Genomic DNA, 14501 nt, shown 5'->3' with positions numbered 1-14501 from the left:
GAACTATCCCTTGACTGCGCCCGCGGTGATACCGCGCACGAACCAGCGACCCGAACCGAAATAGACGATCAACGGAATAAGGGCGGTCAGAATGGTTGCCGCCATGTTGACGTTGTAAAGCTTCTCGCCCTGGGTGGAGTTGACGATGTTGTTGAGCTGCACGGTCATGGGGAAGTTTTCCCTGCCGGCGAAGACGACGCCGAAGAGGAAGTCGTTCCAGATGCCGGTCACCTGCAGGATCCCCGCAACGACGAGGATGGGGATCGACATGGGGATCATCAGCCGGAAGAAGATCTGCCACAACCCCGCCCCATCGATGCGGGCAGCCTTGAACAGTTCCATCGGCAGGCTGGAATAGTAGTTGCGGAACAGCAGCGTCAGCACGGGCAGGCCGAAGACCGTATGGGTGATGATGATGCAGGGCAGCGTCGAATAGATGCCGATGTCACGATAGATCAGCACCAGCGGATAGATGAACACCTGATAGGGAATGAATGCCCCGAGCAGGAGGATGGCGAACAGCACATTTGCGCCCTTCACCCGCCAGAAGGACAGGGCATAGCCAGTCAACGACGAAATGAAGATTGACAGGATCATGCTCGGGATCAGGATCTTTACCGAATTCCAGAAGCCGACGCTGATACCGCCGCATTCAAGGCCGGTGCAGGCCGTGCTCCATGCCTGCACCCAGGCATCGGCAGACCACGCTTGCGGAAAGGCGAAGATATTGCCCTGCCGGATCTCCGGCATGGATTTGAACGAGGTGACGAGCATTACATAAAGCGGCAGCAGGAAGAACAGTGCCGCCATGACCAGAAAGGCATAGAGGCCGATGCGCCCGGGCGTCAGATGCTGCGGCTTGCGCCCGGTCGGACCCTGCATGGTCGCTGAGACGGAAGATGGTATCGTCATCAGTTGCCCCTCGGTTTTTCACGGAAATATTCGTAGTAGAGCCAGGGCGTCACCACGACGACGACGGTCGCGAACATGACGGTCGATGCCGCGGTCGCCAGCCCGATATTGCCGCGGCCGAACAGGTAATCCATGATGAATTTCCCGGGCACTTCGGTCGAAATCCCAGGCCCGCCGCCGGTTGTCGCCAGCACGAGTTCGTAGACCCTGACCACGGCGATCGCCAGAAGCACGCTGGCGGTGATGATGGTCGGCCTCAGGATCGGGATGACGATGTGGAGATAGACTCGCCAGCTCGGAATGCCGTCGATGCGCGTCGCCTTCCATAGTTCGCGGTCGACGCCGCGCAATCCCGCCAGCATGATCGCCATGACCAGGCCCGTCGATTGCCATATGCCGGCCAGCACGATGACGTAGAGCGCCAGATCGCTCTGTACGATCCAGTCGAAGCGGAACCAGGTGAAGCCGATGCTGTCGGCGACCTTCTGCAGGCCAAGCGTCGGATTCATGATCCACTGCCAGACGAGGCCCGTGACGATGAAGGACATGGCAAAGGGATAGAGGAAGATCGTCCGGAACGTGTTTTCGAAGCGAACCTTCTGGTCGAGAGCAACCGCCAGAAGAAAGCCGAGGATCAGACAGCCGGCGATGAAGAGAATGCCGAAAACCACGACATTCTGCAGCGATATCTGCCAGCGTGCGGTGTCAAACAGCCGCTCGTACTGCTTGGTTCCGACAAAGATATTGACCGGCAGCACCTTGCTGTCCGTGAAGGATATCCAGATGTTCCAGACGACAGTCACGACATAAGCCAACAGCACGATGACGAAGGCCGGGAACAGGGCGATATAGGGCGAAAAACGCATTTTCCTGCGGGTTGCGCCCGGCTTTACGACGGTCGCACCGACAACGGCAGCGCTTGTTTCAGGTGTGCTCATGGCGCTCCTCCTCAGCATTCATGAAAACCGGCGGCAGGCGAACCTGCCGCCGCATGGATGTCGGTTGAAGCTTACTTCGCCTGGTCGATGACCTTGGCGAACTGATCGGCGAACTGATCGGCCGTCATGCTGGGGGTCGTCCAATATTGGGCGATCAAGTCGCCCTCGGTCTGGACGATGTCCTGCGGCGTCAGCACGTCAGAGGTCAGGATCTGACGGGTCGGATCCTTGAGCGCGTTCAGGCCCTTCTGCGCGCAGGCATCGAGCTTCGACGTATCAACATCGAGACGAACCGGCACGGAGCCCTTCTTGGAATTGAAGGCGAGCTGACCTTCCTTGGACATGATGACCGTTGCCAGCAGCGTCTGGGCATCGACCGCCGTCTTGTCCTTCAGGACTGGGAAGACGAAGATGTCGCCACCCATCATGAAGTTGGATTCGCCCGGTCCGAGGATGCAGCCGAAATCCTTGTCGGCGACGAGGCCAGCATGGATGAATTCGCCCTTGGCCCAGTCACCCATGAACTGGATGCCGGCCTTGCCGTCGATCAGCATGCCGGTCGCGACGTTCCAGTCACGGTTCGGGCTGCCCGCATCCTGGTAGTTGCGCAGCTTGGCGAAGACTTCAGCGACATGCTTGAACTTGTCGGACTTGACGGCATTGGTATCGAGATCCTTCCAGACCTTGCCATAGAGGTCCTTGCCGCCTTCACCGAGAAGGATGGCGTTGAACATCAGCTGTAGCTGCCAGGGCTGGCCACCGACGGCGACCGGAGTCAGGCCTGCAGCCTTGATCTTGTCGAGCGCGGCAAACATTTCATCCCAGGTTTTCGGCTCTTCGGTCACGCCTGCCTTGGCGAAAACGGGCTTGGAGTAGAACAGCCAGTTCTGACCGTGGTCGTTGATCGGCGCGCCGTAGATATGGCCCTGAAACTGGATGGCCTGGTAGAAGGCTGGGGTCAGGACGGATTTCCAATCCTGTTCCTTGGCGAGATCGTCAAGCGGCCGCAGCAGGCCTTGCTGGGCGAGATCGTTCATCTGCGTACCGGTGTTGAACTGCATCGCCGTCGGCGGGTTGCCGCCGATGATGCGGTTGATGCCTATCGGTCTAGCCGTCGAGCCGGAGCCGGCGATCGCGGTATCCACCCAATCGCCGCCGGCAGCGTTGAAGGCCTTGGCCAGTTCCTTCACTGCGGCGGCTTCGCCACCGGACGTCCACCAATGCAGGACTTCGGCTTTCTTGCCTTCGGCCAGAGCGCCGGTCACGCTTGCCGCGACCAACGCCGTGGCGCCGACCAATGCCATCATCAATTTACGCATATGTTCCTCCTCCTTTGAAAACGTTCTCCAAACGCTTGTGCTCAGCGACCGTAGTCCCCCCGGACATCGACCGCCGAATTTTGTAATCCTCCAAAGCTATGCCGCCGGGCCTCCGTTCCCTGCGGCAAGTGGGCAATGCTTCCTCAGGCATTGCCCCTTCGTCAAGTCCACAGTCCAAAAGGACTGCATTTTCCTAAGCTATAGCGCAGCCTATACGAAACGTCCCTCATTAATTGTACGTTGTATCGGGTCCGGACGGCCGCAGCTACTATGGATTGCAACCACGCTGCGTGATTGAGACGAGCGCTCGAATGCCGTCATGACTTCCAGGGCATGGAAGGCAAGTTCGGACGATACCCGATGATGGCGCCCGGAGCGAAGGGAATCAACCATTTCCGCCGCGCCCAAACCGCGCAAGCCCAGATGACCGGGCACGCCTTCAATATAGGGATGGTCGACCGCAATCTCTTCCCAGGCCTCGCCGCCATCGCGGAATATCTCGACCTTGCCGCTAAAGTTGTTCGGGTCCGGGGTCACCATGGTTCCCTCGGAACCATAAAGCTCGATCTGGTTGTGCTTGTGCTTGATGACATCGAAGCTGGTGGCGATGGTCACCGTGGCACCACTGTGGAACTCCATCACGCCGGTCAGATGCGTCGGCACCAGCACCTTGATCGTTTCGCCGCGATGCGGATCGGTTTTCACCGTCCGCTCGATGCGGGTGATCTTTGCCGTTCCGAAGACTTCGCGCACCGGCCCGAGCAGGGCAATCAGGTTGGTGACATAATAGGGACCGACATCCAGCATCGGCCCGCCGCCGCGACCATAGAAGAAGGCGGGGTTGGGATGCCAATGCTCATGGCCGGGCAAAAGCAGCATGGCGGTAGCCGAGATCGTCTTGCCGATGCGGCCTTCGTCCAGAAGCCGCCGCGTCAGCTGATGGCCGCCGCCAAGGAAAGTGTCGGGAGCGCAGCCGAGCCGCAGGTCGCCTGCCCGTGCAAGCAACATCAGCTCCTCCGCTTCGGCCATTGAGATGCCGAGCGGCTTTTCCGAATAGACATGCTTGCCGGCAAGCAGCGCCTTCTTGCTGATGGCATAATGCGACACCGGCGTCGTCAGATTGATGATCAGGCCGATTTCCGGATCAGCCAGCATCGTGTCGAGCGCCACGGCCTCGATACCGAACTGCGCGGCCAGCTTTTGCGCCGAAGACTCATAGAGATCGTAGATCGACTTCACGCGGATGAAATCGAACATGTGCAGGGTTGCGACATAGGTGGCGCTGATATTGCCGGCGCCGACAATGCCGACTTTCATGGGTTCGTTGCTCATTGGGACAGCCTCTAGGAAATGGTGATATCGAGTTCGGCGGCGGCGGCGCGCAGATAGCTCATGCCACGCCGCATTTCCTCATCGAATTCCGGTGTCGCCTCGCGGAAATGCGTCCAGTGCGACGCACCCGGCGCATCCTCCAGCTCCAGCGTGATCGGGCCGGAATAGCCGATCGCCTGCAGCGCCGCGAAAATGGCCTTCCAGTCGATCTTACCGCGCCCCGGTCGCCAATGGGCGTTGGTGTGGCCCTCGTTGTCCGAGAAATGCGTGTTGTAGATGCGGTCGCCGAGCGCCAGCACGACGTAATGCGGCATGTCGCCGGCGGGAAAGAGGTGGCTGGGATCGAAATTCAGGCCCAGATTGGGGGCGCCGGTACGCTCGATCAAGCGCATCATGCCCTGGCCGGAGCTGACCCAGCGATAGGGATGCGGCTCGATCGCCACGCGCAGATCGGCAGATGCGGCAATCTCGCAGGCCTTGGCAAAACCGTCGACGACCAGATCGTATTCACCCGTCCAATCCCATTGCGGCTCGACCACGGCACCCCATTCCTGTGAAATCGGCCGTTGCAGGATCGGCTTGACGTCGGATTGAAAGGGATAGGGCGTCATGCTGGTAACGATAGGCGTGCCGATCTCGGCCGCCACATCCATTCCGCGCTTGTAGCCCTCGAGATCGACTGTCGAAACCGGAGCATTCGCGGCGCGGCTGAAGGGCAGATTGAAGAAGAAGTTGGTGAGCACCAGCCCCTCGCCATCGGCGATGTGCTTCAACTCGCGAATGGTCTCCGGCGTATAATAGGCCAGCATGTCGACCGACCATGCCGTCAGCTCGAAGCCTTTACAGCCGGTGCGGGCCAGTCGCCGCAATGGTGCGGCGTAAGGCGGGTTCCAATTGAACGTCCAGATTGGTGATCCGAAAAAAAGCGAGCCCTGGCTCACGTCATCCTCCCTTGGAATATAATTGCCCGCCTGCGGCAAGGCTTTCATCTTCTTGCCGATCGGAGCCTCTATCCCCTCCAAACAGCAATTCGTAACGTTACGAATGATAGATAATAACGCAGCTGTCAAGCCGCCGCTTACGCCACAAAACAGTCAGCTTACCGATGAAATACGAAAATCGTAACGTTACGAACGGCTTGCCAGGATACATGATCCCCGCTCAGTGCCGCAAAGATCAGACTGATAACTTCTGGCTATTGTGATCGACGAATTCGGCCTGGACGATTTCACGCAATTCGCCAGGATCGTCACCGGCGATTGCCCGGCTTAGAAAGGCCGCCAGTCGCTCACCGATCGCGTGGTTGGAGTAATAAAAAGTGCTGAGCGGCGGATTGAAGAAATCAGGGAGTGCCGTGCCGCCATAGGTGATCAAGGCGAAATTCTGTCCGGCTTGGCGCCCGATGTCGCGAAGACCGGCAAGGAAGCCAAGAGCAGCCTCTTCGCTCGCAACGAAAGCGGCCGTTGCATCCGGATTTCGCGCCGCCACGTGCCTCGCCATCTCGCGACCGCTATCGGGTGTTGCACCTGTGAAATGGATGAGATCATCTGCGACTTCGAGATGGCGTTCGGCAAAGGTTTTTCGCCAGCCCCGGACGAATTGCAGACCATAGGTGAACTGGTTGCTGGGCGCGATCAGCAGCGGCTTGCGATGACCGGCATCGAGAAGCAGGCGCGCGGCTTGCGCCCCTATCACCTCGTGATCGAGATCGATGCTCGGATGCAAGCTCAACAGTTCGGTACGGCCGAAGGTGACAAAAGGCATGCCGACCTCAAGCAGATACTTCACCCGATCATCCTGCGGTGTCGTATGCGTGATGATGATGCCGTCGACGGACCCCTCCTCGACGATATCGCGCACGGTCGCCAGCGGATCATCGGCCTGCAATTGCGGCACGATGGTCGTGCGGTAACCCCTAGCCTTCATATAGCGCGATGCGCCCTCGATCAGCGAGGCGACGACAATGTTCATCTCGCCTTCGCGGCCAAATGGCAGCACGATTCCAATCGCATGCGTCTTGCCGGTACGAAGATTGATGCCGCCGAGGTTCGGGCGATAGCCGAGTTCACCCGCAACACGCTTGACCAGCTCAATGGTTTCGCGATTGACCTCCGGTCCCTCTTTCAAGGCCCGGCTGACAGTTGTGACCGAGAGGCCGAGCGCCGTCGCAACGGTACGCAAGGTCACCCGCTGGCCCGCTTCGCGGCGCAAGCCACGTCCTACTGCCAATGCATGCACTTTCGCCAAATCGTTTCGCTCCGCCATGTCGACGCGAGAATGCCCGCAGCTGATTGGCGACGCAAGTGCGGTACGGCACTCCTTGACCAGGGAAAGGCGGGAACTCCTTGGCGGGCGCGCTCGCTAACAGAAAGCCGCCAGATGCAACTTTTTGTAATTGACTTTTATAAAAGCAATTTTAAAGTGCATAACATTGCAGCACCACTTTTGAAAGAATGGCTCATGGACAGATATACCAAAACTGTTTTGACAATCATCGCCGTCGCACTCGCGGCAATCGCTATCCAAAACACAATTACACCGGCGCAAGCCGTCGGTGGCGGCTGCGGTACGGAGACCTACCGGCCCTGCTACGTAAAGCTGGTGAACTAGCGCAACCCATCGCTCGCTGCCCGTGGAATACCCCGGGCAGCTTTTATCCCAGCCGATTATCAATCAGCGCTTTTTCGCGCAGCCTGAATGGCCGCACGGGCACCCGCGCGCAGTTGCGCCGTATCCGTGCCGGCGATCACCAGATCGAGGCCGAGCTTCAGATATTGCCCGGCGCGCTCGCCATCACCAGCGAAGGCGCAGATGACCTTGCCGTGGGCGCGGCAGCGTGCGAGCGCGGTGGCGAGTGCCTGATCAATCGCAGCGCTATCGGGCGCAAGCCGCGCGCCATTCGAAAGCGCGATGGAAAGATCGGACGGACCGACGAAGATGCCATCGATGCCGTCGACGGCAAGGATCTCGTCGATCGCATCCAGAGCCGTGCGGGTTTCGATCATCGCAATGGTAACGGTCAAGCTGTTGGCGCTTTGCAGATAATCTTCCGCCGGCAGGCCAAAATGATTGAGGGCGAGCGAAGGCCCCCAGCTGCGCTCGCCAAGCGGCGGATATTTCGTTGCCTTCACCAAGGCGCGGGCGTCGTCGGCAGAATTAATCATCGGCGCGATGATGCCCGAAGCGCCTGCGTCCAGGAGCCTCGACGCGGAGGCAAAATCGCCGACGGGGATGCGGGCAATGGCCGGCTTGCCGGTCAATCTGACATAGGCAATGCCGTTTGCAGCCGATGTCATGTCCCACATGCCATGCTGCATATCCAGCACGACGCTATCGAAATCTTCCTGGGCAAGGTGATTGACGAACATCGGGTCGGGCGTGCCAACCCAGCCGGAGATCATGCCGCCATTTTCGCGGCGCTTCAGGTGCCCGGCAAAGCCGTTAATGTCAGTCGTCATATTGAATTTCCTCACCTGATCGAGCGCAAGCTCTGTCTTTCGCGATCGCCATCAACGTTCAAATCATGGCCACCATTGCCATCGACAATACTCAATTCCCAGAGTCGGGCCACCCTAAAGTGACCATTTGGAGCACAGGCATCAAAAAAGCAGACGCTGCCACGATCGTCGTGACGACAACGCCAGCTTCATCTCGAATTTGGCAGATGAACATGACAAATATCCGGACATCTTCGCTACTTAGCGACCCGATCACACGCTGCGCAGATGAAAGGCCTCTGAAAAACGCAAGGCCACAAGGCTCAGCACTTCCATGACGATGAAAACCCCTTAAAACACTATCGACACCGCGCCCTGCGCGGATGGGCGCAAGGCAGATAGAGGACGTCGACGACATGCAGCAGCGAGATTTTTTCAAGCCCGGCCGTTCGGTCGCCATTTCGGACAAGGGCATGGCCGCAACCTCGCACCCCCTGGCAACGCTCGCCGCCGTCGACATCCTGCGCGCCGGTGGCAATGCCGTTGATGCCGCGGTTGCCGCAGTCGCGCTACAATCGGTCATCGATCCCCATATGACCGGCATTGGCGGCGACTGCTTTGCCCTTTACAGCGCCGGTGGCGGCATGCCTATTGCGCTCAACGGCTCCGGCCGTGCCCCGCAAAAGGCCAAACTCGATTATTTCCTCGAACAGGGCTTCACTGCCATCCCCGACGACAGCGCGCACGCCGTCACTATTCCCGGCGCGATCGATGCCTGGTGCCGACTGATCGGCTCCTATGGCCGGCTCGGCATGGACCGCGTCCTGGCTCCGGCCATCGCTGCCGCCGAGGAGGGTTATTGCATCACGCCCCGCGTCGAGCTCGACTGGCACCGCTATAGCGACCGCGTTGCCAAATACCCGGGGGCGGCCGCTTATTTCCTGCCGAATGGCCGAGCACCAAGAACCGGCGAACGCATCACCAATCCCGCTCTCGCCGCGACGCTGAAAGCCGTGGCCAAAAACGGCCGTGACGCCTTTTATCGCGGTCCGGTGGCCGAAGAGATCACCATGCTGCTCAAATCACTGGGCGGCCTGCATGAGGAAAGCGATTTCGCCGACTTCAGGGCATTCGAGACCAAGCCGATCTCGGGCAAATTTCGCGGCCATAATCTTGTGGAATGCCCACCAAACGGCCAGGGTCTGGCGGCTCTGCTGATCACCCGCATCCTCGACGGCTTCGATCTTCGCGACCCCAAATTGTCTGAAGCCGATCGCATCCACCTGCATGCCGAAGCGACCAAGGCCGGCTATGCCATGCGCGATCAGCTGATCTGCGATCCGGACCATGTGACCTTCGACATCGACGCCCTGCTGTCGGATCGCTCGATCGAGGCCATGCGGGCAAAGATCAGTCTTGAGCGCGCCGCTGACATAAGTATCTGGGATGGGCCGGAGCATCGCGACACGGTCTATGTCTCGGTCGTCGATCGCGACGGCAATGCCATTTCGCTGATCAACTCCGTCTTTATGGCCTTCGGCAGCGGCATCTATGCGCCGCGCTCGGGCGTGCTCCTGCAGAACCGCGGCGCCGGCTTCGTTGTCAAGCAGGGTCATCCCAACGCCATCGGCCCCGGCAAGCTTCCCTTCCATACGATCATCCCGGCCATGCTGATGGAGAACGGCAAGGTGCGCATGAGCTTCGGCGTCATGGGCGGGCAATATCAGGCAGCCGGCCATGCCCATATGCTGACGCAAATCCTCGACCGCGATCTCGATCCGCAACAGGCAAGCGACCAGCCGCGAAGCTTCTCTTTCGGCGGCAAGCTGTCGCTCGAGCCGACGATATCGAAAGAAACGAAGCGAAATCTCGAACGCCGCGGCCATATCGTCGAATGGGCGGATGAGCCGATCGGTGGCGCGCAGGCGATCATGATCGACCACGAACGCGGCATCCTGCTCGGCGGTTCCGACCACCGCAAGGATGGGATTGCGCTGGGTTATTGAGAGCAGAGATTGACGGGATTTCACTAGGCGCCTACATTATGACCATACTAGTCATATAGGTGACCCGTGAGAGAAATTCAGTTGAAGGACGTGAAGGCAACACTTTCCGCCGTTGTCGATGATGCTCTCGATGGCAATGGCGCTGTCATCACTCGCCATGGACAGCGCGCAGCTGTCATCATTTCCTATGACGAGTATCAAAAGCTGAAGCAGGTTCCGTCCTTTGGCTGGTTGCTCACCAACGCCCCATTGGAAGACGACGATCTGCCCGCACGCAAGCCGGGCCGATCGCTGCGCGACGCCGACATCTGATGTATCTCCTTGATACGAATATCATTTCGGCAACATCGCCGTTGCGGGCGCAAGATCTATTGTCACAGGCGGTTCGGGCGTGGATCTCGGCGCACGCCGATCAATTTTTTCTGTCCGCCGTCACCGTTGCTGAAATAGAAGCCGGCATCGCGAAGGCCCAACGCACAGGCGCCAGCAAGAAAGCCAGTCTGCTTGGTGAATGGCTCGAACTTACTCTTCATCTCTATGGTGAACGTATCCTGACGCTCGATACGGCGACCGCGCGCATTGCCGGCCGCCTGTTCGATCAAGCAGTCGGGCGCGGTGGAGACCCTGGGTTCGAAGATGCAGCCATTGCCGCAGCGGCGCTGCGGCACGACTACACGGTTCTCACCCGGAACCTGAGGCACTTCCAGCTAATGGACGTCCGATCACTCGATCCGTTTGCCAATCCGCCGGAACTATAAGGCTCTCAGATAATCCCCCCGCTGCCGCCAACTGAGGCCGGGCGTTCGCCGGCAACCTTCTGGCGATAGCCGCTTGCCCGATAAGTCGCGACCGGATCGATGGCACCACCGGCGCGGCGGCGGGCTTCGGCCAGGATCGGCTCGACATCGGCGCGATAGGCGCGCTTCAGCGTTTCCGAGGCCATCAGCGCATCATTGGCGTCCTGATATTCGGCCAGCGCCTTGCGGTCGACGATGAGCGCCTGAGCATAGGCACGCCGGATCTCGTTGGCGCTGGAAATCAGGCTTTCGATCGGGTCGGTAACATTGTGCGACTGGTCGATCATATGCGCCGGATTGAAATCGTTGACGCCGCGCCGTTCGGCATCGACCAACTCGTTGAAGACGAGAAACAGGCGGTAGGGCTCGATGGCGCCGGCGTCGAGATCGTCGTCGCCATATTTGGAATCGTTGAAGTGGAAGCCGCCGAGCTTGCCGAACTGGATGAGGCGGGCGACAATCATTTCGATATTGGTGTTCGGCGCGTGATGGCCGAGATCGACGAGGCAGTGAGCTTTCGGGCCTAGTGTCTGCGCGATCAGGTAATTGGTGCCCCAATCCTGCACGATCGTCGAATAGAATGCCGGCTCGTACATCTTGTGCTCGGAAAACAGCCGCCAGTCGTCAGGCAGCGCCTTGTAGATATCAGCCATGGCGGCGAGGTAGCGCTCGAACGCCTTGGTGAAATTGCTTTGGCCGGGGAAGTTGGAGCCGTCGCCGATCCACACCGTCAGCGCCTTGGAGCCGAGCGCCTTACCGATCTCGATACACTCGATATTGTGCTCCACGGCCTGTGCGCGGGTTGCCGCGTCGACGTGGCTCAGCGAACCGAATTTGTAGGAATGCGCCTGGCCGGCCGCATCGGAAAACGTGTTGGAATTCATGGCATCGAAGCCGAGGCCAAGCGCCTCCCCCTTGGCCTTCAACTCCTTCACGTCTGCCTTGTCCCAAGGGATATGCAGCGAGACTTTCGGCGTCGCTCGCGTCAACTGCTGAATGACGGCGCAATCGTCGAGCTTGTCGAAAATGCCGCGCGGCTCGCCGGTGCCGGGGAAGCGGGCAAAGCGCGTGCCACCGGTGCCGACACCCCAGGACGGGACGGCAACAAAAAATTCGGAGACCTTCTTCGTGATGGCTTCGATATCGACGCCACGGCGGGAAAGCGTGGCGCCAAGCGCCTCATAGTCGGATTTCAGCGCGGCGGCGCGCTTGTCGTTTTCGGCGGCGACCAGATCGGTCGCAATTCTAAACTCGGCCATTCTTTCCTCCCAAATACGTCATTCGAAATCTTATAGTACGATCACCTGCAAGCCATGACCCGCCCTCGCCCTTCGAAGGCCTGCGGGCCGCCTCAGGGTGAGGGCTGACCTTCCCATCAGTTGGCGCAATCGCTACCCCACCCTCATGGTGAGGTGCGCTGCCGCGAGAGCGGAGCGATGGCGGCAAAGCCTCGAACCACGAGGGTGGCCCTGAGGCTGCCACTTCCCCATCCGTTACCGCGTAAAGCTTTGCGCGTTGCCGGCATCGACGTTGATGATATTGCCCGTCGACTTGGCGGAGAGGTCCGAAGCCAGGAAATAGATCGCCTCGGCAATGTCCTCGGGGAAGACGTTGAGCTTCAGCATCGAGCGCTTGCGGTAATGCTCTTCCAGCTCGTCCACCTCGATCTTCGAGGAGGCGGCCCTCTGCTCGCGCCACTCGCCGTTCCAGATCTTCGAGCCACGCAGGACGGCATCCGGATTGACCGTATTCACGCGGATGCCGGCTTCAGCGCCTTCCAGCGCCAGGCAGCGGGCGAGATGGATTTCGGCGGCCTTGGCCGTGCAATAGGCCGCAGCATTCGGCGATGAAGCAAGGCCGTTCTTCGAGGCGACGAAGACAACGTTGCCGCCGAGGTTCTGACGACGGAACAGGCGGAAGGCTTCGCGCGAGACGAGGAAATAGCCGGTCGCAAGAATGTCGATATTGCGGTTCCACATCGAAAGTTCGGTGGTCTCGATCGGCGCCGACGAGGCGATGCCGGCGTTGGACACCAGAATATCGATGCCGCCGAATTCGACACAGGCCTCGGCGAAGGTGGAGATGACGGCGTCTTCCTTGGTGACGTCAAGCTTGACGCTGCGCACCGCATCGGCACCGAATTTCTTACTGAAATCCTCATGCGTGCCCTTGAGCGCCGTTTCGTCGATATCCGCCAGCACTACGCAGGCACCCTCGCCCACCAGGCGCGCCGCCGTGGCGCGACCGATACCGCCGGCGCCGCCGGTGACGAAGGCGACCTTGCCTGCAAGGCTCTTCGGCTTCGGCATACGCTGCAGCTTTGCCTCTTCCAGCAGCCAATATTCGATATCGAAGGCTTCCTGCTCCGGCAGGCCCTGATATTCGGACACGGTGGACGCGCCGCGCATGACATTGATGGCATTGACGTAGAATTCGCCGGCGATGCGGGCGGTCGCCTTGTCACGGGCAAAGGACAGCAGGCCAACGCCCGGCACCAAGAAGATCACCGGGTTCGGGTCGCGCATGGCAGGCGAATTGTCGTGCTTGCAATCATTATAGTAACGCGCGTAGTCGGCGCGATAGTCTTCCAACGCTTTGTCGAGGCCAGCGATAACGCCATCGACATCGGGCTTTGCCGGATCGAAATCGACAATCAGCGGGCGGATCTTGGTGCGCAGAAAATGGTCCGGGCAGCTGGTGCCGAGTGCGCCGAGCGGACGAAGATTGTTCGAATTTACGAACTCCAGAACTGCATCCTGATCGTCGAAATCGCCGAGTTTGCGCTCTGCCTTGCCGATGCGGCCGCGGATCTCGGGCATCAGCCGCGCTGCGATCGCACGGCGCTCCGCCTGTGACAGGCTCTGAACGGCGGCACCACCGAAGATGGTCTTGCCTTCGGTCTTGGCGGCAAACCATTCAATCGCCTTGTTGATGATGGCAAGCGTCAGCTCGTAGCAGGCCTTGGCATCATTGTCCCAGGTGAACAGGCCATGGCTTTCGAGCACGACGCCCTTGGCATTCGGATGCGCCTTGACGAAGGCTTCGAGATCGAGGCCGAGCTGGAAGCCGGGGCGGCGCCAGGGCAGCCAGCCGATGTCGTCGCCGAAGATCTCCCGCGTCAGTTCGCGCGAATTCTTCGAGGCGGCAATGGCGATGATGGCATCAGGGTGCATGTGGTCGACATGGGTGAACGGCACGAAGCCATGCAGCGGCGTGTCGATCGAGGCAGCGCGGGCATTCAGATTGAAGGTACAATGCGGCAGGAAGCCAACCATGCGGTCTTCGTCGGCGACGCCCTGGTAGATGCTCTTCAGGCTGTCGAGCTTATCCTGGTAGAGCGTGGCGAAGCCGTCGAGCTTGATGGTGCCGACATCGCCGCCGGAACCCTTGACCCACAAAATCTTGACCTTCCCTCCGGTCAGCGGATCGGTTTCCATGACCTTGGCCGACGTATTGCCGCCACCGTAGTTGGTGATACGCTTGTCGGCACCCAGCAGATTCGACCGGTAAAGCAGTTTGCCCGGCTCATCGAGGCCAGCAGCATATGCATCATCCCAACGGTTCTTCAGAAGCTGAACGTCAGCCGCCATGTCATCCTCCCTTGAAAATCAAGTCTTGCGGACGGATCGGATCATGAGTGGAACCGCCCTTTGTGAGCAGGGTATCGCTCACGTATACTCACCTTGTCAATCGAAAACGATCATATTTGACAATGTTGCGATGCAATATGAAAGTTTATGATCGTTTATGATTGACACCT

At 59.6% G+C, this 14501-nt stretch carries 13 protein-coding genes; 4 read left to right on the top strand and 9 right to left on the bottom strand.

The annotated features are described in order from the left end of the window. Positions 1-3: 3 nt before the first annotated feature. The 6 genes from BSK43_RS26265 to BSK43_RS26240 all read right to left on the bottom strand — a co-directional run bounded on the left by BSK43_RS26265 (position 4) and on the right by BSK43_RS26240 (position 6712). Positions 4-912, bottom strand: a complete 909-nt coding sequence (locus BSK43_RS26265; protein WP_077467727.1) for a carbohydrate ABC transporter permease — start codon at positions 910-912, stop codon at positions 4-6. Next, complete coding sequence (locus tag BSK43_RS26260) at positions 912-1850, bottom strand: sugar ABC transporter permease (protein ID WP_077467726.1); 939 nt, start codon at positions 1848-1850, stop codon at positions 912-914. The genes BSK43_RS26265 and BSK43_RS26260 overlap by 1 nt, the downstream gene beginning before the upstream one ends. A 71-nt stretch (positions 1851-1921) precedes the next feature. Next, the gene (locus BSK43_RS26255; RefSeq protein ID WP_077467725.1) at positions 1922-3169 is read right to left on the bottom strand and encodes an ABC transporter substrate-binding protein; all 1248 of its coding nucleotides are present in this window, start codon (positions 3167-3169) and stop codon (positions 1922-1924) included. Between the two features lie 210 nt (positions 3170-3379). Beyond that, complete coding sequence (locus BSK43_RS26250) at positions 3380-4501, bottom strand: Gfo/Idh/MocA family oxidoreductase (RefSeq protein WP_077467724.1); 1122 nt, start codon at positions 4499-4501, stop codon at positions 3380-3382. Positions 4502-4512: 11 nt separating this feature from the next. Then, positions 4513-5442: a sugar phosphate isomerase/epimerase family protein gene (locus tag BSK43_RS26245; RefSeq protein WP_169055464.1), complete on the bottom strand. Its 930-nt coding sequence runs from the start codon at positions 5440-5442 to the stop codon at positions 4513-4515. Positions 5443-5677: 235 nt separating this feature from the next. Then, entirely contained in the window at positions 5678-6712 is a 1035-nt protein-coding gene (locus tag BSK43_RS26240; protein ID WP_205910666.1) for a LacI family transcriptional regulator, read from the bottom strand. A 66-nt stretch (positions 6713-6778) separates the two neighbouring features. Here BSK43_RS26240 and BSK43_RS26235 point away from each other — a divergent pair, with 66 nt between their 5' ends. Further along, a complete protein-coding gene (locus BSK43_RS26235; protein WP_136687282.1) occupies positions 6779-7111 on the top strand; it encodes a hypothetical protein in 333 nt (110 codons plus the stop codon). Between the two features lie 59 nt (positions 7112-7170). Here the strand turns inward: BSK43_RS26235 and BSK43_RS26230 are convergent, their stop codons facing one another. Continuing rightward, positions 7171-7959, bottom strand: a complete 789-nt coding sequence (locus tag BSK43_RS26230; protein WP_077467720.1) for an aldolase/citrate lyase family protein — start codon at positions 7957-7959, stop codon at positions 7171-7173. 395 nt (positions 7960-8354) lie between these two features. Between BSK43_RS26230 and ggt the strand changes: the two genes are divergently transcribed. The 3 genes from ggt (at position 8355) to BSK43_RS26215 (ending at position 10702) form a co-directional block, all read left to right on the top strand. Then, on the top strand, positions 8355-9944 hold the full coding sequence (gene ggt, locus BSK43_RS26225; protein ID WP_077468251.1) for a gamma-glutamyltransferase: 1590 nt from the start codon (positions 8355-8357) through the stop codon (positions 9942-9944). A gap of 66 nt (positions 9945-10010) precedes the next feature. Next, on the top strand, positions 10011-10256 hold the full coding sequence (locus BSK43_RS26220; RefSeq protein WP_077467719.1) for a type II toxin-antitoxin system Phd/YefM family antitoxin: 246 nt from the start codon (positions 10011-10013) through the stop codon (positions 10254-10256). Continuing rightward, on the top strand, positions 10256-10702 hold the full coding sequence (locus BSK43_RS26215; RefSeq protein ID WP_077467718.1) for a PIN domain-containing protein: 447 nt from the start codon (positions 10256-10258) through the stop codon (positions 10700-10702). The genes BSK43_RS26220 and BSK43_RS26215 overlap by 1 nt, the downstream gene beginning before the upstream one ends. A gap of 5 nt (positions 10703-10707) precedes the next feature. On the opposite strand, the gene rhaI is transcribed toward BSK43_RS26215, so the two are convergent. Both rhaI and BSK43_RS26205 read right to left on the bottom strand, forming a co-directional pair. Next, entirely contained in the window at positions 10708-12000 is a 1293-nt protein-coding gene (rhaI, locus tag BSK43_RS26210; RefSeq protein WP_077467717.1) for an L-rhamnose catabolism isomerase, read from the bottom strand. Between the two features lie 234 nt (positions 12001-12234). Continuing rightward, a complete protein-coding gene (locus BSK43_RS26205; RefSeq protein ID WP_077467716.1) occupies positions 12235-14331 on the bottom strand; it encodes a bifunctional rhamnulose-1-phosphate aldolase/short-chain dehydrogenase in 2097 nt (698 codons plus the stop codon). Between the last annotated feature and the right edge of the window lie 170 nt (positions 14332-14501).

This window comes from Rhizobium sp. P44RR-XXIV, from assembly GCF_001999485.2.
Lineage (GTDB): Bacteria > Pseudomonadota > Alphaproteobacteria > Rhizobiales > Rhizobiaceae > Rhizobium.
The sequence above is the reverse complement of the archived record's forward strand: the minus strand, read 5'-3'. Positions and strand labels throughout refer to the sequence as shown.

Bases quoted from the DNA above. Each gene is read 5' to 3' on its own strand.
- BSK43_RS26265 (WP_077467727.1), bottom strand. From the start codon at position 912: ATGACGATACCATCTTCCGTCTCAGCGACCATGCAGGGTCCGACCGGG.
- BSK43_RS26260 (WP_077467726.1), bottom strand. From the start codon at position 1,850: ATGAGCACACCTGAAACAAGCGCTGCCGTTGTCGGTGCGACCGTCGTA.
- BSK43_RS26255 (WP_077467725.1), bottom strand. From the start codon at position 3,169: ATGCGTAAATTGATGATGGCATTGGTCGGCGCCACGGCGTTGGTCGCG.
- BSK43_RS26250 (WP_077467724.1), bottom strand. From the start codon at position 4,501: ATGAGCAACGAACCCATGAAAGTCGGCATTGTCGGCGCCGGCAATATC.
- BSK43_RS26235 (WP_136687282.1), top strand. From the start codon at position 6,779: ATGCCCGCAGCTGATTGGCGACGCAAGTGCGGTACGGCACTCCTTGAC.
- BSK43_RS26230 (WP_077467720.1), bottom strand. From the start codon at position 7,959: ATGACGACTGACATTAACGGCTTTGCCGGGCACCTGAAGCGCCGCGAA.
- ggt (WP_077468251.1), top strand. From the start codon at position 8,355: ATGCAGCAGCGAGATTTTTTCAAGCCCGGCCGTTCGGTCGCCATTTCG.
- BSK43_RS26215 (WP_077467718.1), top strand. From the start codon at position 10,256: ATGTATCTCCTTGATACGAATATCATTTCGGCAACATCGCCGTTGCGG.
- rhaI (WP_077467717.1), bottom strand. From the start codon at position 12,000: ATGGCCGAGTTTAGAATTGCGACCGATCTGGTCGCCGCCGAAAACGAC.
- BSK43_RS26205 (WP_077467716.1), bottom strand. From the start codon at position 14,331: ATGGCGGCTGACGTTCAGCTTCTGAAGAACCGTTGGGATGATGCATAT.